This window comes from Enterococcus sp. AZ089, from assembly GCF_050547225.1.
Taxonomy (GTDB): Bacteria; Bacillota; Bacilli; order Lactobacillales; family Enterococcaceae; genus Enterococcus_D; species Enterococcus_D entomosocium.
Genome location: NZ_CP172954.1, coordinates 2,624,455 through 2,643,190 on the forward strand (window position 1 = coordinate 2,624,455; position 18,736 = coordinate 2,643,190).

The 18,736-nt window shown below is 44.1% G+C and carries 15 protein-coding genes and 1 other annotated feature; of the genes, 4 read left to right on the forward strand and 11 right to left on the reverse strand.

The features are described 5' to 3' along the window. Positions 1–25: 25 nt before the first annotated feature. Genes IGJ01_RS12145 through IGJ01_RS12155 form a run of 3 tightly spaced genes read right to left on the reverse strand, consistent with a single transcriptional unit; the run spans position 26 to position 4,203 of the window. The gene (locus IGJ01_RS12145; protein WP_244732261.1) at positions 26–1,456 is read right to left on the reverse strand and encodes a glycoside hydrolase family 1 protein; all 1,431 of its coding nucleotides are present in this window, start codon (positions 1,454–1,456) and stop codon (positions 26–28) included. Between the two features lie 28 nt (positions 1,457–1,484). Next, positions 1,485–3,356 (reverse strand): beta-glucoside-specific PTS transporter subunit IIABC, encoded by a 1,872-nt coding sequence (locus IGJ01_RS12150; protein ID WP_430601120.1) that lies wholly within the window; start codon positions 3,354–3,356, stop codon positions 1,485–1,487. Continuing rightward, on the reverse strand, positions 3,346–4,203 hold the full coding sequence (locus tag IGJ01_RS12155; protein WP_074534926.1) for a PRD domain-containing protein: 858 nt from the start codon (positions 4,201–4,203) through the stop codon (positions 3,346–3,348). Before IGJ01_RS12155 ends, IGJ01_RS12150 begins: the two co-directional genes overlap by 11 nt. A gap of 719 nt (positions 4,204–4,922) precedes the next feature. Between IGJ01_RS12155 and IGJ01_RS12160 the strand changes: the two genes are divergently transcribed. Together IGJ01_RS12160 and IGJ01_RS12165 are read left to right on the forward strand one after the other, a co-directional pair. Beyond that, on the forward strand, positions 4,923–5,069 hold the full coding sequence (locus IGJ01_RS12160) for a hypothetical protein (RefSeq protein ID WP_005234527.1): 147 nt from the start codon (positions 4,923–4,925) through the stop codon (positions 5,067–5,069). A gap of 219 nt (positions 5,070–5,288) precedes the next feature. After that, entirely contained in the window at positions 5,289–5,873 is a 585-nt protein-coding gene (locus IGJ01_RS12165) for an SOS response-associated peptidase (protein ID WP_194188763.1), read from the forward strand. Between the two features lie 82 nt (positions 5,874–5,955). Here the strand turns inward: IGJ01_RS12165 and IGJ01_RS12170 are convergent, their stop codons facing one another. Further along, positions 5,956–6,561 carry a short chain dehydrogenase gene (locus IGJ01_RS12170; RefSeq protein WP_016613677.1) on the reverse strand — a complete coding sequence of 202 codons (606 nt, stop codon included), beginning with the start codon at positions 6,559–6,561 and terminating at the stop codon, positions 5,956–5,958. Positions 6,562–6,762: 201 nt separating this feature from the next. Next, positions 6,763–6,994, forward strand: a binding site (T-box leader). Positions 6,995–7,043: 49 nt separating this feature from the next. On the opposite strand from IGJ01_RS12170, the gene IGJ01_RS12175 reads away from it, so the two are divergent. Next, a complete protein-coding gene (locus IGJ01_RS12175) occupies positions 7,044–7,883 on the forward strand; it encodes a MetQ/NlpA family ABC transporter substrate-binding protein (protein ID WP_429969727.1) in 840 nt (279 codons plus the stop codon). A 134-nt stretch (positions 7,884–8,017) separates the two neighbouring features. Continuing rightward, positions 8,018–8,929 (forward strand): LysR family transcriptional regulator, encoded by a 912-nt coding sequence (locus tag IGJ01_RS12180; protein WP_429967307.1) that lies wholly within the window; start codon positions 8,018–8,020, stop codon positions 8,927–8,929. A 137-nt stretch (positions 8,930–9,066) separates the two neighbouring features. Here IGJ01_RS12180 and IGJ01_RS12185 read toward each other — a convergent pair whose 3' ends face one another. The 7 genes from IGJ01_RS12185 to IGJ01_RS12215 all read right to left on the reverse strand — a co-directional run bounded on the left by IGJ01_RS12185 (position 9,067) and on the right by IGJ01_RS12215 (position 18,731). Beyond that, positions 9,067–10,815, reverse strand: coding sequence for an ABC transporter ATP-binding protein (locus IGJ01_RS12185; RefSeq protein ID WP_086332607.1), 1,749 nt, complete (start codon positions 10,813–10,815; stop codon positions 9,067–9,069). After that, positions 10,799–12,553, reverse strand: coding sequence for an ABC transporter ATP-binding protein (locus IGJ01_RS12190; RefSeq protein ID WP_429969726.1), 1,755 nt, complete (start codon positions 12,551–12,553; stop codon positions 10,799–10,801). The genes IGJ01_RS12185 and IGJ01_RS12190 overlap by 17 nt, the downstream gene beginning before the upstream one ends. Positions 12,554–13,016: 463 nt before the next feature. Beyond that, on the reverse strand, positions 13,017–14,660 hold the full coding sequence (locus IGJ01_RS12195) for a peptide ABC transporter substrate-binding protein (RefSeq protein WP_008379190.1): 1,644 nt from the start codon (positions 14,658–14,660) through the stop codon (positions 13,017–13,019). A gap of 28 nt (positions 14,661–14,688) precedes the next feature. Then, the gene (locus IGJ01_RS12200; RefSeq protein WP_016621451.1) at positions 14,689–15,399 is read right to left on the reverse strand and encodes a gamma-glutamyl-gamma-aminobutyrate hydrolase family protein; all 711 of its coding nucleotides are present in this window, start codon (positions 15,397–15,399) and stop codon (positions 14,689–14,691) included. Between the two features lie 293 nt (positions 15,400–15,692). Next, a complete protein-coding gene (ssb, locus tag IGJ01_RS12205; RefSeq protein ID WP_429969724.1) occupies positions 15,693–16,175 on the reverse strand; it encodes a single-stranded DNA-binding protein in 483 nt (160 codons plus the stop codon). Between the two features lie 228 nt (positions 16,176–16,403). Continuing rightward, a complete protein-coding gene (gene allD / locus IGJ01_RS12210) occupies positions 16,404–17,465 on the reverse strand; it encodes an ureidoglycolate dehydrogenase (RefSeq protein WP_429969723.1) in 1,062 nt (353 codons plus the stop codon). Positions 17,466–17,513: 48 nt separating this feature from the next. Continuing rightward, entirely contained in the window at positions 17,514–18,731 is a 1,218-nt protein-coding gene (locus IGJ01_RS12215) for a dicarboxylate/amino acid:cation symporter (protein ID WP_081343838.1), read from the reverse strand. Positions 18,732–18,736: the final 5 nt, after the last annotated feature.

Below are 18,736 nucleotides of genomic sequence, written 5' to 3' on the forward strand. Positions count from 1 at the left end.
ACACCGCAAGTACTGAAGTATTTAATCATAAGCCGTTTCGTTCAATCACTTTTTGATACCAATAGAAACTGTCTTTTTTCTTTCTATCTAAAGTCCCTGTCCCGTCGTCATATTTATCCACAAAAATGATGCCATACCGTTTTTTCATTTCTCCTGTAGAAGCACTGACAATATCAACGGCACTCCAAATCGTGTAACCAATCAAATCGACACCATCATCGATGGCTTTCTCCATTTCAGCAATATGCTTTTCTAAATAATCGATACGGTAATCATCATGAATCTGTCCATCTTCAGCAACAGTTTCTGAAACCCCGATCCCATTTTCCACGATCATCAATGGCAGCTGGTAGCGATCATAAATATCATTCAACGCAATTCTCAATCCTACTGGATCAATCATCGCATTCCATTCCGTCTGCTCTAGATAAGGATTATTTACGCCAGAGCCGCCAATCATACTGTGTCCATTTTTGGTAACTTTCTCATCTGCAGAGACACAAAGTGTTAGATAGTAACTAAACGTGTAGTAATCCACTGTTCCCTTAGCTAGGATCGCTTGATCTTCTGGTGCAAACTCGATTGCAAAGCCATGATCAGCAAAATATTTCTTTGCATAATAAGGATATTTTCCTGCGACCTGCACATCGCCACAAAATTTCGAGTGCATATTTTCTTCTTGTTTGGCTAGTAGTACATCATTTGGATGGCTAGTATAAGGATAGCGTGGCATATAAGAAATCATACAGCCGATTTTCAAATCTGGATAGTGTTCATGTCCGTAAGCGACAACCTTTGCACTGGCAACAAATTGATGATGTAGGGCTTGGTAGCGTTGCTGTAGATTATCCGGCTGATTGATAAATTCAGATTCACCAACTTGCAGTCCCAGTGATAAAAAGTTTCCGATACTTAAGGTGGCCGTGTTGATTTCATTAAAAGTGATCCAATAGTTTACTTTTTCGTGATAGCGTTCAAACAACACCGCCGCATATCTCGCATAAAAGTCGATCACGTCACGACTCGCCCAACCATTGTATTCTTGGCTCAAATATGCGGGAACATCAAAATGAGCAATGGTTACAATTGGTTCAATCCCGTACTTCCGACACTCGTCAAACACGCGATCATAAAAGGCCAGGCCTTCTTCATTCGGTTCAGCGTCGTTGCCCTTGGGAAAAATCCGGGTCCAGTTGATAGACATGCGGAAAGCTTTAAATCCAGCTTCTGCAAACAATGCAATATCTTCTTGATAATGATGATAAAAATCAGTTGCTTCGTGGCTTGGATACAACAACTCTTCTTCAATTTTTGCTGTGATTTTCCGAGAAGTCGTATGGCTGCCACCGCTGATCAAGTCAGCACAAGCGAGCCCTTTTCCGCCCTCATTATAGCCGCCTTCATATTGGTTTGCCGCCGAAGCGCCGCCCCATAAAAAATGTTTTGGGAAACTCATTGCTGTCATCCTTTCTTCTTTCTAATGGTTAAAAAATGGCTAATAACTGATCGCCAGCTTTAATTTCTTGCTGTTGGGCAAGTGCCACAACATCTAAGAAGTCTGCCGTATTGGTAACAGTGATCATAACGGTATCTTCACACCCTGCCTGAGCGATTTTTTCTGCATCAAAGTGCAATAATGTTTCTCCCATAGTGATTTGATCACCTTCATTGACTAGTCGTTCAAAGGCACTTCCTTGCATATTCACCGTATCAATACCGATGTGGATCAGTAGTTCAATCCCCTCGGTACTGGTAAGTCCAATCGCATGATTTCCTGGAAAAACGGCAGAAACCTGTCCCGTAAATGGGGCAATCACCTGTTGATCTTGTGGCTTAACAGCAATTCCTTTACCTAATGCCAATGAAGCAAACGCCTGATCATTGGTTTCTGTCAATGGAACGGCAGTTCCTTTTAAAGGTGATAATACAATTTTTTCAATCGCTGATTGTTCTTTCTTCGTTTCAGAAGAAACATCAGTTGCTTTGGCTGTCACATCTTGCGCTCCAGATTTGACTGCTTGCGGCTGATTATTATTAGGAAAATCTGCATCTTTGACCATGACCCAGGTGTAAGCAAAGGCAATCGCAAAAGTAATCAACGAGCCGATCAGCGCATGAAACACACTGCTGTATGATGGAAGCGCCACAAATGAAGCAATGACTACTGGCGTATTGATTTTCATCAAACCAAAATAAAGTCCCCCAGCAGCACCCCCAAGGATCATTCCGACAATCGGTTTTTTCAGACGTAATGTTACTCCGTACAAAGCAGGTTCAGACACACCCATCAAGGCAGTAATTGCCGATGAAAAACTCACTTGTTTAAATTCCGTATCCTTAGCTTTGATTCCAGCCGCTAAACAAATCGCTGCTTCGGCAGCCAATCCAAGCAGCATACCAGGGACGATCAAATCATCATACCCGTACGTTGCCAAAGAAGTTAATAAAATAGGGGTCAGCGTCGTGTGCATGCCCGTCATTACTAGCAATTGAGCAAAGGCACCCATAAACAAGACGGCTAACGGACCAAAATTGTTTGTTAAGTAGTTCAAAAACTGTGACACATAGTTGCCGATCGTCACACCTAATGGTCCGATTAGCAATAGAGCCAGCGGTGTGATCACGATGATGGCGATCAATGGACGTAGAATAAATTTGACACTGTTCGGTAAAATCCGATCGGCGAACCGATAGACATAAGACATAACCCAGACACTTAATAAGACTGGCAAAACGGAGGCATTGTAGCTCACATTCGGTACGAGCAATCCAAACAATGTGATTCCTCCTTCTTGGCTAAGAAGGGCCGTCAATCCTGGCATCACAAAAATCGCTCCGACGTAGCTTCCTAAGAAAGGATCAATTTTCAATCGTTTGGCCACAGAATTTCCTAAATAAACGGGAATGAAAAAGAAGGCTGCTTGCGATACTTGATACAATACGAGATACGTATCGTCAGTTGCAGCTAAAATTCCTGATAACTCCAATAGTGAAAGGACCACTTGCAGCATTCCTCCAGCTGCTATGATTGCAATCATCGGTGTAAAACAGCCTGCGATAAAGTCAAGGAGTCGTGAGATGATCGATTGATCGCTACTGCTTTGATCAGCCGTCGTTTCTGTCGTCGGTAGTTGAGCGTATACACTCGATACATCTGGCCCAATAATCACTTGGTATTGACCATTTCCCTGAACGAGTCCAGTCACTCCTTTTAACTGTTTGATTGCTTCACTGTCAGCTTTTTTGTCGTCGGCCAGCGTGAAACGCAGTCTTGTTGCACAGTGGGTCACGTGCTGGATATTTTTACCACCGCCGACATTTTCATAAATTTCATTGGCTAGTTGTTTATAGTCCATTGTTTTTCTCCCTTTCTCCTTGTTCCGTCAATTTCTGGATATGGAGTGATAGATAGATTTCTTCATTTTCTGAGATATTGATATCATACGTATTTTTGATATAAACCTTGATTTTTTCCACACAGTGAAATGCTTGCGGATACATCTTTTCAATTTGTGCATAGAGCGTCGACGCTTCATAGCTGGGTAGTGTATGATTGATCACATTTTGTGCGAAATAGTGCAGATGCGTGACAAAGCGAGAATAATGGAAACTATTCTCATCAAAATTTTGTTTGTACTCATACTTTACAATCGTCAGTACGTCTTCTATAAACTTCGCGATTTGATTGGTAACCGCCATATCCTTCTTTTGTGATTGGACATTTACAAAATGCAATGCGATGGAGATCGCTTCTTCTGTTGGTACATCGATCGCTAGTTCTTGCTCCATAAGCTGGACAGCATACACCCCAATGGCATATTCATCGGGATAAAATCGCCGAATATCCCATTGCAAAGGACTATGAAAAGTCATTTGCTGCTTGATACGATGAACAGTGAAATCAATATGATCCAGCAAAGTCAAATAAATATAGTCGCTGACTGCTAAGCGATAATTCTGTTTGGCATAAGCCACGATTTTAGCAACGATCGCTACGTATTTTGGATCGCACTTTCCTAATTGATAGCTAAAATGTTCCAACATTGCGTGAGTATCCAATACAAAAATCTTTTCAAAATCTTGTTCTTCTACATCATCTCCTACCTTCTTATTGAAGCTGATGCCTGTAGAAAATCCGATAATTTCATTGCTGCCTTTCTTTAGTAAGACAACATTATTATTTAAAAACTTCTTTATTTTCATGATTTCCTCCACCTTAAAAACACTAAAAAACCTCATACTCCACCCTTGGTGGAATATGAGGTTTGCCTTCTTACAGTAACACGCCTCTTGGTCACAGCACTTCTGTAACCGTTATCTAATTACATCGGTATCATAGCACTTCAAAAAAAACTTGTCAATCGCTTCCTTAAATTTTTTCACACGATCGTTAAGCCCCCGTTGAGCTTCTCACAAAAGCTATTTTTGTCAGACGGACATTTTAAGAATAACTTTTGCTTTTTAATCCCCTAAAACCAGCAACTTGCCAACACAATAAACAACAAGCTTCGTGCTTATATAATGCTTGAATCATCGTTTCTTTCTACAAATCATTTTTTGAGGGGAAAATGTATCAATAACACGCAAAAAACGAAAATAGCTTCTCTTCTCAACTTTTGACACCTATCTTAGCTATTCCTCGATTGGTCTATTTGTTTAAATTTCAAAACAAAACAGCTTTCATTCTTTGTCCTTCTATGCTGGAAAGCAAGTAGCAGTAACTTTATACATCTAGGTTCCTTCGTCTTTCCTTTCAAATGCGCATTGGTCTATCCCCCTCCTCCCTTTATCCCTCAATCTTTTCTTAAGCGTTTGAACAATTTCTTAATAAAATAACTAACAAAAAATAAACTTTTACTATATCGCTTGAATGTAAGCGGTAAATTTGTTATTATTACGAAGGATAAGGAGGTGTTTATCGATTGTATGCGATTAAAATCTTTCATGGTTATCTAACCGCCGAAGGAAAAAGAACACGGGACAAAACAATTGCATTGACCTATACTTGCAGAGAAGATGCTGAACGTTTCGCAAATAAAATCGGCGGGAGAGTTAAAAAAATTGGCTAACCAACTAGAATAAAAAAGGCTGTCAACCTCAGTAGGTGACTGCCTTTTTTTGTTATCTGATTTCTTTTAACTCTTTTCGCGGTACTAACTTTTTACATAACCGTCCCTATCCTTTCCTTGTCGAATCACGCTGTGAAGCAAGTTAGTTGGTTTTGACGCCTTGAGTCTTTATACTGAAACAAAGGCACCAGCCAATCCAAAAAAAGGAGTGACCTGTCCATGTGCGGCCGATACTTATTTGATCCATCAACTGGCGAATTGTCAGAATATTATCAAGAAGCCGCGGCGAAAGCCCGCAAGCGCCAACAGACTGTCGCTATCAATGATGTTTTCCCCTCCAATCACGTCGTAACCATCGGTGCAAATCAACAACAACAAGTTGTAGCCGGTGTGACAAGATGGGGCTTTACCGGCTTTAAAAAAGGGCATTTGATGATCAATGCGCGTTCTGAGACTGTTGAAGAAAAACCGACTTTTCGCCAGCCTTTCCAAGAGCATCGCTGTGTCTTTCCGATGTCTGGTTTCTATGAATGGAATCATGAAAAGGAAAAGTTCCTCTTTTCGCAAGATCACGTGATTTATGCTGCTGGTTTTTATCGCATCCTTCAAAAAGAGGATCAGATCGAAACCGAATCAATCATTCTGACGACTGCCGCGAACGCTTCTGTTGAACCAGTCCATGATCGAATGCCTCTGTTCTTAGAAAAAGAAGCGATTGCTTCTTGGATCAATGACTTGGCTTTTGCTCGCCAACAACTCAAAGCAGAAATGCCCAAGCTGAAAACCCAATTGCTCTCTTCTTAACTGCTTGCTACTTCTTTTTCAGCAGAACAAAAACCGCCAAGTCAGCTTTGATTTGGCGGTTTTTTTCTACTTCTGCTTTTTCTTAATAAACGGTGAAGGTCTTGCCAGTCATGATTCCAAAGACTGCTTTTTGATACGCTGCAAAAACGGGTGCGTCACCAACGGGAATAAAGCCTTTGAAAGAATCGGCGAAGGTTTCCCAAGAGCCCACAAGCGCATTGGGACTGACTGCATTGATTCGTATCCCCTGACCGATCTCAAAAGCTGCCGATGCCACGAAGGCTTCTAAACCGCCGTTGACCAGTGCTGAAGGCGTGCCCATTGGGATAAATTCGTCTTTGATAATTCCAGAAGTCAGCGTGATACTGCCACCTTCATTGAGAAAATGCTGGCCAATCAACGCAAGGTTGACTTGTCCTTGCAGCTTCGAAGCCACCGACTGTTGAATATCTGCTGGCGTCAATTCCTCAAAGGGTTTAAACACTGTGCTTCCCGCAGCGGAAACAATGGCATCCACTTTCCCAGTGGCTGCAAATAGCTGGCTGACACTGTCTGCATCCGCAATTTCGACTTGATGATCGCCGCTGCTACGGCTAGCCGTGATCAGCTCCACCTCTGGTAGCTGCTGAAAGCCTTCAACTAAAAGCTGCCCAAGTGTGCCGGTATGTCCAATCAAAAGTAATTTCATTTGCTCGCCTCTTTTTTTGTTTTGTGTTTCGATTCTAACCCAACCAAGCGATTTCGACCATTCATCTGCTTTTCCTGCTTTTTAGGTCTATTCTTGCCCTTGTCCATTTGTTCCCCTACTACCTGCGTAGTGATTGGAATCACCTATCACGAAAGCAATTGACAACTTTCTCATCTTGTTCTAAGATACTACTAATTTCATACACATGCAGTGAGAAGAAGAGTACGATCCCCCCTTTCTTTCAAGAGAACTCGGAACTGGTGGAAACGAGTAAGGAAGACGATCCGAAAATGACCTTTGAGCATTCGTGGACGAACAATCCCCGACGGAGAAAGCCCGATAGCGCAATGCAGTTTATTTGATGAACTGACTGAGGTTTTTTGTTTCAGCAAAAAACAAACGAAGGTGGTACCGCGAAATGATCGTCCTTCCCAAAGACTATTCTTTGGGAAGGCTTTTTTTATAAAAAAGGAGGAAAAGTTATGAAACGAAAGATTCGATTGGGTGTGGGCATTGGTTTATTGTCCTTAGTTTTATTTGCCGGTTGTGGCAATCAAGAAGAAGCAACGGGAAATGCCGAGGAACAGCAGACAGAAATCAGATTGGGGACGACACCAGGGCCTTACAGCGAACTGTTTCTCAAAGGAATCAAACCGATTTTAGAAGAAGCTGGCTATACTGTGACGGATATTGGCTTTACTGGGGTCTTGGAAGCGGACATTGCATTGAACGATGGCGAGATCGACTTAAACGTCGATCAGCACACCGCCTATTTAGAAAACTTCAATGAAAACACGGATGCCGATTTAGTGGGTATCACACCGATTCCTACCGTTCCAGCCGGCTTGTATCCTGGCAGAAAGGTCAGTTTAACAGCGATTGAAGCAAACGATACCATCGGGATCCCCAATGATCCGTCAAATAGTGCCCGGGCCCTGTTGCTGCTACAAAAAGCCGGCTGGATCGAGCTTGACTCCGAAGTGGCGCCCATTGACGCGACTTTGAGAAACATTACTAACAATCCTTATGACCTGGACATCGTCGAGATGGATTCTGCCCAAATCCCCCGCAGCTTAGCAGATTTAGACTATGCGGTGATTCCCGGCAGCATCGTTTATAGTGCTGGAATCGCTGCAGAGGAAAGCCTATTAAGTGAAGACATTTTGCAAGAATATGAACTGGTGGCAACGGTAAAAGAAGCCAATAAAGATAGTGATTGGGCACAGGCAGTGGTGGCAGCTTATCATTCTGAAGCCTTTAAAGAACTGCTGGCAGAAGAGAATCAAACGGGTTATTGGTTTATTCCTGAGGAATTGCAATGACCGCTTGAAAAGTAGCAATAAGCAGCAACTGTCGTCTTATTTTTTAAGAAGCTTCTATTATAGAAGAAAAAGAACTGACTACTATTGATTGGTAGACTCTTTTCCGTCTGAATCTTTGTAAAGGAGGTCATAAATTGAATATTCAACAAATGCGGATCGTACAAGCGATCGCTGACCATGGAAGTTTTCGTGAAGCAGCCAAACGGCTGTATCTTTCGCAGCCAAGTCTTTCCCAAGCCGTGAAAGAGTTGGAAACAGAATTGGAGGTCCAGCTTTTCGAGCGTACGAATCAAGGCGCCCACTTGACTGCCGAAGGCTCGGAATTTCTAGACCATGCCCAGCCGATCTTGAGTCAAGTGGCGCAGCTGCAAACGCGTTTTTCCAGCAAGCAAGCAGCGAGTCAAACCTTCGCTATCGCAAGCCAGCACTATGATTTCACGGCTGGAATTTTCAGTGAGCTGCTGCAGGAATTTCCCGACTGCCGCCAGTTTCGCTTATTAGAAACCACGACCTTAAAGGTGATCACGGACGTGCAACAATATCGAAGTGAATTTGGGATCCTTTATTTGAATGAGCAAAACCAAGCAGGATTGGAACGACTGCTGCAAGGCGCCCAATTGTCCTTCGAGGCGTTGGGACGGTTTCGCCCCCATGTCTTTTTGCGAGCAGCTCATCCCTTGACAGAAAAAAGGCAGCTTTCCTTAAGAGATCTCGCCCCTTATCCACAAGTACGCTTTTTGCAAGAAGATGAACGCTATTCGTTCTTCTCAGAAGATTTGATCGATTTCGCTCAAAGCCCTCAAGTGGTGCATGTCAGCGATCGAGGCACGATGGTCCAGCTATTACAACAGACGGATCTTTATGGAACCGGCTCGGGGATCGTTGCCCAACCAGAACGCCAAGGCTTGGCTTTTCTTCCTTTGATCGACGCGTCCGAGGGTGAGATCATCCTCATTAAAAAGAACGATCGCCCGTTATCAGTGATCGGCGAGCGTTTCTTAGCAAAATTACGGCATCATCTTACAGCTTTTCCTAGTGATATATAAGCGAAGGCCTCCTCTTCCAACTCCCCATAGATGATTGGCTGCTCCTTCGCATTATATAAAAAATCCTTGAGCCACTTCCCATGCAGGAGGCTCAAGGATTTTCTTTTACGGTTAACATTGTCGGCAATCACCGCTGATTACAGCTGCTCTGCCTGCATTTGATACATTTGCTGATAGATTCCTTGCCCTTGGACAAGACTCGAATGGGTTCCCCGTTCCACGATCTTCCCTTGATCCAAGACCAAGATTTGATCTGCTTGTTTGATCGTTGACAAACGGTGAGCGATCATAAAGGTCGTCCGTCCTTTTTGCAAGATGGTCATCGCCTTTTGAATGATGGATTCTGTTTCAGTGTCCACATGGCTCGTCGCTTCATCCAGAATCAAGATTTTCGGATCAAACACTAATGCACGGGCAAAACTGATCAGCTGGCGTTCTCCACTAGAAAACTCATTGCCTTTTTCAACGACTGGATGATGGATGCCTTTTTCGTAGCGGCTCAAAAGGTAGTCAGCGCCGACTTGTTTCAAGGCATCGATAATCATCGCTTCGGTGATCGTTGGATCGTTCATTCCGATGTTGCTGGCGATCGTTCCAGTAAATAGATAGGGATCTTGCATGACGATCGCCATTGAATCTCTTAAACTATGACGATCAAAATCAGCGATCACTTGTCCATCCACAACGATTTTTCCGTGCTGCGGATCATAAAAACGGAACAACAGGTTCAAAATACTCGATTTTCCAGAACCAGTATGACCGACTAAAGCAATGGTCTCTCCTGCGGCAACGTCAAAGTTGATATCGTGCAAGATCGCTTGCTCAGGATCGTAGCCAAAGGTCACCTGTTGGAAAGAAACATCGCCATTCGTGACAGTCAGCTGCTCACTTTGTTGTTTTTCAACCGGCTGATCAGCAAACTCAAAGACCCGCTGTCCGGCAGCCAATGATTGCTGCACATTGGTGATGGTTTGGACAAGCCCTTCGATGGGATCATACAGGCGGTTGATGTAATCAATAAAGGCATACAGCAAGCCTGCTGAGATCGCCAAGCGGCCATCAAGGAAAAAGGCGGCCAAGGTCGTGATCAAAATCAAGATCGTTGAGTTTCGCAACAAATTGCCTAATCCCCAAGCGATACTTGAATCGAGTAAGAGGTATTTACGTCCAGTTTTGAACCATTTCTCTACTGTTTCATTAAATTCTTTCTGCAACTGCTTTTCTCGTTGGAAGGCTTGGATTATCGCCATTCCTTGGACAAATTCATTTAACTGCCCACTGATTTGTGAGATGTATTCCCGCATTGCTAAATTGTAACGAGAGGCATATTTGGTGTAAAAATGCTGCCAGATTCCTAAAATCGGGATCAGGATCAGCATCGCTGCTCCTAAGGTGCGGTTCAAAAGAAATAATGCAATAAACGCACCAATGATTTGGATGATGTTGCTTAACAAATTACTGATCACGATCACGTAGAAATTAGACCGCAAAACTTCGGTGTCATTCGTAATCCGTGCGACGACTTTACCAGCTGGGATCTGGTCAAAGTAAGAAACCGGTAATTTGTGCATATGGTCAAAAAGCTGATCCCGCATTTTTTTGACAATACTGTTGGACATTTTTCGCAATTGCAGCAAGCTGATATAACGAAAGAGGGAACCAATCAAATTGACCAGCAAATACCCAGCGAGTAATTGGATCAAAAGCATCGTGTTTAGGTTTCTGCTGTCAACCGCCGGTGTCATCACTCGGTCGATCAGCTGTTTGGCAATCAGTGGTGAAGTCAGCTCGAGCGCTGCTGCTAGCAACAGCAAGATCGCGCCCACGGTAAATTGTTTTTTATAATAGCTCAAATACGTGAGCAAACGCTTAATCGTTGAGAACACTTGTATCGTCCTCCTTTAACTGTTGATGGTAATACTGTTCTTGGTACCAGCCTGGCGTTTCGATCAACTCCTGATGGGTACCACGCTGTGTGATCCGTCCGTCTTCTAAGACGATGATTTGATCCGCTTCGGTGATGGCGGACAATCGATGGGTCACGATGATGGAGGTCGGTGCCTGCTTCATCGTTTTCAAATTCGTGATGATGGCTTGTTCCGTTTTGGCATCAACTGCCGAAAGGGCATCATCCAGTAAGAGGACTTCACTGTTTCGTAAAAACGCCCGTGCTAAGGACAAGCGTTGTTTTTGTCCACCAGACAGGGAAACGCCTTTCTCACCGACGACCGTTTCGAGCCCTTCTGGCATCCGCTTGATGTCTTCACTAAAGCAAGCGGCTTCCAGTGCTTCCCACAACACTTCTTCTGAAGCATCTGGCTGTCCGAATAGCAAGTTCTCGCGAATTGTTCGTGAAAACAAGGTATGTTCTTGCGGCACTTCTGCAAAGTGGTTGCGCACTGCTGTTGTTTGATAGGTCGTCAACGGCTGCTCGTTAATCAAGGGTACTTGATCAGAGTATGGATAGCGGTGACCGAATTGTCTTAGCAGCGTCGTTTTTCCGCTACCGGTCTTCCCAACGATGCCTAAGACTTCTCCACGAGTGATCGTCAAATCCAGTCCTTCTAACACATAACGAGCTGCTTGTGGGTATTGGAAATGGTATGCTTCAAAACGGATCGTATTGATGGCTTGCAGGTCGGCTTCACCAGGAATTTCTAATTCATCACCCGTCTGCAGCACTTCATTGATCCGACGCCAAGATGCGGCACCTTGTTGCATCACATTCACAAGATCTCCTGCTGAGATCATCGGCCAAACGACCATTGTCAAGTACACTTGGAAAGAGACCATCGCACCGATGGTGATCGTTTGGTTGGCAACAAGAAACGCCCCAACACCAAAGCTCATCACAAAACTGATCGCTAAGATGATGGTAATCAGCGGCCCGAAACGGGAATCGATCTCAGAAACGATATTGTTTTTTGCTCTTGTTTCCAGTGTTTTCTTTTGAAACTGTTCCGTGGTGGCTCCTTCTAGTCCATAAGCTCGGACGACCCGAATGCCATCAATGATCTCCAACACTTCACTGTTCATCTCAGAAACAGAATTCTGCGCTTCCGTAAACGCCTTATCGACTTGCGAGCCCCATTTGAAAATGTAATAGGCTAAAAGCGGCATTGGAATCAAGGCAATCAAGGTCAATAGCCAAGAAACCGTCCCAGCCATCATCGCCACGATAAAACTTAGATACAAACTAGTATTTAAGAAAACCATCAGTCCATACCCAACGGTCATCCCCATCACTTGGACATCGTCACTGGAACGAGTCATTAAATCGCCTGTTCGGAAACGATGGTAAAACGGCGCCCCCATTTTAAGAAAGTGGCTCATCAATTGTTCCCGCAATTGTTTTTGCAAATCGTAAGAACCAATAAATAAATTAAACGTCCAAACAAATTCGGCCAGATATCCTAACAAGATAGCTCCGGCAAAGAGGGTCACGTATTGGACCAGTACCGAATAATCAAAATTATCTTGGATCAGCGCATCAATGAATAAGCGCAAGATATAGATTGGTGCGACATACATCGCACTAGCAATCACCATAAAGACGAATACGAAGGTATAGCGCACCTTATGTTCTTTAAAATACGTTGTTAATTGTTTTAATACATACTTCATGTTTTATCCCTCACATTCTAAAAAAGTACACAAAAAAGCTCTGTCCCTTCGGAAAAAGGACAGAGCATAAACGTCGTTATTATAGACATTATCTGTACACTAATGGTTACCGAATGAGGGATTCACTTTATTCAATTTGGTTGTTTTTTTATCAAATACTTTTTGCATCGTAATCCCTCCTTCTCTTTTTATTTTGCTGACTACACCTAACACTTTACAGATAAGTTTCTGAGAATGCAACAACTTTTATTAATTTTCTTTAAAAAAGATTGACTTTTCTAAAAACACAGATGTGAAAACAGCCCTTTTTAACAACCTTTTTTTGAAAACGAATTCCTGTTTTACCCCAAGAGTTGCAACGATTTTGGCTAAAATAAAAAAACAGATGCCCTTCTCTTCAACAAACGCTGTTTGATCAGCACACTTGGTTGAAAAAAAGTTCCTCTGTTTTCTTACTACCTGTTTATTCTGTGACAGATGCTAGGCGATAGGATACTGTTCGTCCAAAAGGAAACACTTGCACCCCTTGCAAACGATCTGTTTTCAAATACGCCACCGCCCCTTGATATAACGGCAAAACGGCTGTATCTTCAACGATCAATTGTTTTTCCAGTTCTTTCAATAAGTCCCAACGGGCAGCTGGGTCGTTTGCTAAAGTCGTCCGTGCTTCTGCTAACCCTTGATCGTAACTTTCACTAGCATACCCAGACGTATTCAAACCACCTGTTGAATCATAAAATTCTAAGAAGTTGATCGGGTCCGCGTAATCTGGTGTCCAAGTCCCAAAGACGAGATCAAATTCACCTTGGGATTGCAAGTCCAAACGGTTTTGTAAAGGAATCGACTTGGCATCGATGGTTAATCCCGGCAAATTGGTTTCTAACTGCCCTTGGACAAACTCGATGGTTTTCTTGGCTGCTGCTGTATCTGCTGACAACAGTTCCAAAGTGATTTCCTCTTGTCCCAACTCTTCTTTGGCTTGTGCCCAAAGCTCTTGTGCGGCTGTTAAATCGTACGGCAGTAAATCGCCATTTTCTTCACGAAAATCTTGGTCTGTTTCAGGATCTTTGGCAAAGTTGCTTGGCACAAAGCCGTTCAATGCAGTGGACCCATCACCTAAGATATTTTCGGCAAATGCCTCTTTGTCGATGGCTTGTAAAATTGCTTGACGTACCTTGACATTGCCTGTGACTTCTCGTTTTTGGTTGGCACTTAAATACCCCACCAGCGCCTTTGGCACATAGTTGGCTTGAGCTGAGTTTTGGTATTGCTGCGCGTAAGTATCCGTTAAGGTGGTGTAGTCCAGTTCTCCTGTTTCAAAAAGGCTGACACCAGTCGCCGTTTCCTTCACTACTTGCACGTCGATCTTGGTCAATTGGACATTCTCAGCATCCCAATAATCAGGATTTTTCGTTAACGTCCATGATTCGTTGGTCCCGTTCCACCCTTCGATCAAGAATGGGCCATTGCCGACAAAATTTTCCGCTGATAACCCATAATCGGCACCTTTTTCTTCAGCAAACGCTTGGTTTTTTGGCATAAAAGGTGTCCCGACCAAAATTTGATCCAGATACGAGATTGGACTTGCCAATGTCAGCTCTAACGTCTGCTGGTCCAATGCTTTTGCACCTAACTCACTCACCTCAGCGTCCCCTTGACGCACTTGACTGCCATTTTTCAACACATCCATTTGATTACTGCTACTAGAACCATTCTCTGGATTAGCAACATATTGAAAGGCGTAGACAAAATCATCCGCAGTAACAGGATCGCCATTGCTCCATTTTGCATCACGAATGGTGAAGGTATAAACCAGTCCGTCTTCTGATACCGTAGGCTCTTCAGCGGACATCGCAAGCTCAGGATCCCCCTCTTGATCCAGACGGTATAACCCTTCTGCCACTTGTCCGATCATATCGGAACTATTGACATCCGTGTATTGTCCGCTATCAAGGGTTGATAAGGCGCCAGCGGTTGACACTTGAATTTCTTGCGCAACGGCTCCTTGCTCCTCTTGCTGTCCAGAATCCGTCGTGGGGCTCGTGGTACTGCAGGCACTTAAAACCAATACTGTGAAAGCAGTGATACCCATCATTTTCTTTTTCATTTTTCTCCTCCTTGCGTGATCCTCTTTCTTACAATACGTCAACGACATACTTGAAAACCGCTTGTTCTTGTATAAGCGCATCATAGGCAAAATCAGGATGCCATTGAACCGCCAACAAGCGCTGACCCACGTGTTCAATGCCTTCAATGATGCCATCAGGACTCCAAGCTGTCTTTTGCAATGGACGAGCCAATCGATCCACCGCTTGATGATGAAAGGAATTAACCTTTGTTTTTTGACCGTAAACACGAGCCAACATGCTTTTTTCAGCCGTCACGATGGCATGGGTCGGCACTTCTTTCGGAATCGGCGCCTGCATATGAATGATCTCACTGAAGGTACTGATGTCTTGCTGCAGCGTGCCACCGAATGCCACGTTGACCAGCTGCATTCCCCGACAAACCGCAAAAATTGGTTTCTTTTGCAGCAGCGCTTCATCGATCAGCGCTAGTTCAAACTCATCCCGTGCCAACAAGCCGCTTCCAGTTGCCTGATGGGTCTCCTGCCCATAAAACTTGGGTGAAACATCTTGTCCACCAGCTAATACCAGTTTATCGATCTGTGAAACATAGTCCTTGGCTGCAGCTGGCTCACTGATTGGCACGAGCAATGGCAGTCCGCCCGCTTGCTGGATCGCTCGCACATACCCTAATGGTGTGTAGGCGATCGGCAAATGATGCAGCACATCGCCAGCATCTTGCACTTCATTCGCAGCGATCCCTATAATTGATTTGCCCATCGACATCCCTCCCTGATTAACGATTTTTTCAGAAAAAAGCGGTATCTAGCAGTTGAACAAGGCAAGCGCCGCACTTTTTCTCAAGATATGTTTCAACTATTCTAAACCAATCCGCACTTTTTGTGAAACACTATTTTCACTTTCGCGATCATTTATTACAATCACCATTCTATTTAACCCCCTCTTTGATAAGCAATAAAGAACACCGCTAGTCAGATATAGTTGAATTTTACCAATACTTTCTCTACGTAAAAAAACATGCGAGAAGCCGTTGCTTTCCGCATGTTTCGTCATTAAAATAATCGATTGTCTTTTAAAAACTCCAGCATCTGTGTTTTTAGGGGATCTTTTTCATTACGGATCGACTTTGTTTGCGTTGTTTCATCAAGTGTCGATGGCCGCTTTTTAGGAAAAGGCGCCGCTTGTTCTTCTGCCAACTCTAAGATTTGGAAGCTATCCACCACCACTTCTGCCGCACAAAGTCTCTGACCTTCTGGTGTTTCATAAGGACAGCCTTGCAAGTGTCCATTGATTTTGATACTTGCCCCTTTTTGAGTATACCGTAAAAAGGTCTCTGCCTGTTTTCCATGAATGACGCAAGCAAACCATTCATGGTGCACTTCTTCACTGTTTTGCCATTGAGACACAATGACAAGATCAAAACGTACGCCCTGATCGTCCGCCGCATCAAACGCTTCTTTACTAGGCATCTCTGCGATTTTCCCAGTAAGAACCACTTTATTCATTGCCACGTTGCATCCTCGCTTTTCTCTCATTTCTTGAGTGATCTTACCTTATGCGACCTATTCTACCACATTACAAAAAACAAGCAATCAAAGGTCGAATGGCTTAAGAAATGCTTTGAACAAAATGAACCAACTCAAAGAATTCGTCTAATCTTTCCAATAATGTGCGATTTTCTGACTGAAAACTTCTCTTTGCTCCACACAGCAAAAAAACAATTGGTTCAATCCCCCTCTGAACCAACTGCCTTTTGCGGATTTTTATTTAGCAAAGGAATCTTGACTACCATAGCGATCAAAATGGAGGGTTTCGCTTTCGAGATAATCGATGATCGCTTTGGGGATTATGACCCCTTCTTGCTGGGCTTTTTCAAAGTGTATTTGGCTGATCTCTCCAGGATAGTAGACTTGTGATTGCCCTTCTACTGGCGGGATTGCATGCAGCTCAGTCACCATCTGATCGATGCTTTGCTTGAAGGTTTCGGTGTTGGTAAAACGAGATGGATCGATCACAAGAAGGAATTGTCCTAAGCGGCGTTTTTCCGTCAAGTCCGCATACATGGAGGTGACCTGTTTACCAAAAGCCAAGCCTAGCATCGAGCCAGCTAAAATATCCACCATCATCATCAAGCCATATCCTTTAGCACCAGCGATTGGCAATAATCCTTGGACAGCATAGGGATCGGTGGTAGGCAAGCCATGCTCGTCTACTGCCCAAGTATCGGGGATCTGCTGCTTCTTCGAGCGAGCGTCCAAAATTTTGCCCCACGCTTGAACCGTCGTCGCCATATCAAAAACCACCGGCGGATGATTGGCTCGTGGTGCTGCAAACGCGATTGGATTGGTGCCAAAATAGTTTTCGATCCCACCAAAAGGCACCGCCATCGGATCCGATTGACACATGGCGATCGCCACTAAGTCGGCTTCAGCAGCCTGTTTGACGTAATACGCCATCGTCCCGCTATGGCTGGTCTGCTCGATTCCTACTGCAGCGATCCCGACTTCTTTCGCCAGATGAATGGCGACCGCGATCGCTTCATTGCACACATAATGCCCCATGCCGTTATCTCCGTGGAAAATTCCGGTAGCGGCGCCTGTTTTTTCAAAAGACATGTTTGGTTCCAGCGTGATGCCACCTTTTACTAAACGCTCGGCATAGTAGTCCATCCGCACGGCACCATGAGAATGGATCCCGCAAGCATCCGCAAAGGTCAAATGCGCCGCTGTTTCACTGGCAGCGGCTTCTGGCAAACCAGCAGCCAATAGTTTCTTTTTCATCAATGCTTCTAATTCCAGCAGAGAACGTCTGCTCATTTCTTCCATCTTTTCTCCTCCTTAGAAAAAGAGAAGCACGCTTGGCAACGGCTTCTCTTATTGATTAAACACGCGATAATCCAGTTCATCGGCTGACTTAGCGATCAGCAGCGCTGAATAGACGTCTGAGTTCACGTTCAAAATTGTCCGCAGCATGCCAACAAACCATTCGACACCAGCAAATAGCGCAATGCTTTCGATTGGTAAACCAAGCTGGGGAACGATGATTGCCAAGGAAACTAACCCCGCTCCGGGAACAACTGCATTGGCTAAAGAAACGAAAGTCGCAGTTACAGCTACCGTCACCATTTGGATCCCGTCAAAGTTGATTTGATACATTTGGGCGATTGTCATGACGGTAATCGCCATATGCATCGCTGACCCATTGCTGTTCAAAGACATGCCCAATGGCAATACCAAATTGGTGATGCGGCTACTGAGTCCTAATTTGTTCTGGGATTCTTCCATAGCGATCGGCAGCGTGATGGCAGAGGAGGTTGTCGCCAATGCCATGACCGACATATTCTTCATATTTTTGATCAATCGTAACGGATTGATCCGACAATACACGGTCAATAAGACTAGCCACAGCCCAAGGAACGTGACGGTGGCTAGACCGTAGACGAGCAAATAGCTGCCTAATGGCAAAATGATCTGCAAGCCCAGGGAGCTGATCGTTGAAGCGATCAATGCAAAAATACCGATTGGTGCCACGATCATCACGTAACGAATGATGGCAATGACGACCTCATTCAGATCCACGATCAGCCCATAAAGAGATGACTCAGGTTTCTTTTGCATAAAGCGATTGAGGGCAACACCAAAGAACAACCCAAAAACGATGATTTGAATAATTGACCCTTTACTCAACGCATCGAAAATATTCGTGGGAATAAAGTTGATCACTGTCTCTGATATAGAAATTTCTTGTGCTTGCAGAGGTTCGCCGGCAGCTTGTGAAAAGTCGATCCCTTTGCCTGGAGCAAAGAAGAGCGCCATCAGCACGCCCCATGCAGCAGCGAATAAGGAGGAAATCCCAAAGACAGCGATCGTTTTTCCACCCAAACGAGTGAGTTCTTTCGGGGCAATCCCCCCAACTGCTTGAATGATTTGTCCAACGATCAATAACGGGATCGCCATTTGCATCAGACGCAAGAAAAGATCGCCCAAGATTTTTAGGAATGAAGCGGCTTGCCCAAAGAACAAACCGCAAAGAATCCCTAGAAGAACGGCAATAACGATCTGCGTCACCATCGGTAGTTTTTTTGCTTTCACTTTGA

What these genes read in the sequence shown, in the direction of transcription:
- IGJ01_RS12175 (WP_429969727.1), top strand. Translation starts at nt 7,044, where the DNA reads ATGAAACGAAAGATTCGATTGGGTGTGGGCATTGGTTTATTGTCCTTA.
- IGJ01_RS12195 (WP_008379190.1), bottom strand. Translation starts at nt 14,660, where the DNA reads ATGAAAAAGAAAATGATGGGTATCACTGCTTTCACAGTATTGGTTTTA.
- IGJ01_RS12170 (WP_016613677.1), bottom strand. Translation starts at nt 6,561, where the DNA reads ATGAAATTACTTTTGATTGGACATACCGGCACACTTGGGCAGCTTTTA.
- IGJ01_RS12150 (WP_430601120.1), bottom strand. Translation starts at nt 3,356, where the DNA reads ATGGACTATAAACAACTAGCCAATGAAATTTATGAAAATGTCGGCGGT.
- IGJ01_RS12190 (WP_429969726.1), bottom strand. Translation starts at nt 12,553, where the DNA reads ATGAAGTATGTATTAAAACAATTAACAACGTATTTTAAAGAACATAAG.
- IGJ01_RS12200 (WP_016621451.1), bottom strand. Translation starts at nt 15,399, where the DNA reads ATGGGCAAATCAATTATAGGGATCGCTGCGAATGAAGTGCAAGATGCT.
- IGJ01_RS12155 (WP_074534926.1), bottom strand. Translation starts at nt 4,203, where the DNA reads ATGAAAATAAAGAAGTTTTTAAATAATAATGTTGTCTTACTAAAGAAA.
- IGJ01_RS12165 (WP_194188763.1), top strand. Translation starts at nt 5,289, where the DNA reads ATGTGCGGCCGATACTTATTTGATCCATCAACTGGCGAATTGTCAGAA.
- ssb (WP_429969724.1), bottom strand. Translation starts at nt 16,175, where the DNA reads ATGAGAGAAAAGCGAGGATGCAACGTGGCAATGAATAAAGTGGTTCTT.
- allD (WP_429969723.1), bottom strand. Translation starts at nt 17,465, where the DNA reads ATGGAAGAAATGAGCAGACGTTCTCTGCTGGAATTAGAAGCATTGATG.
- IGJ01_RS12145 (WP_244732261.1), bottom strand. Translation starts at nt 1,456, where the DNA reads ATGAGTTTCCCAAAACATTTTTTATGGGGCGGCGCTTCGGCGGCAAAC.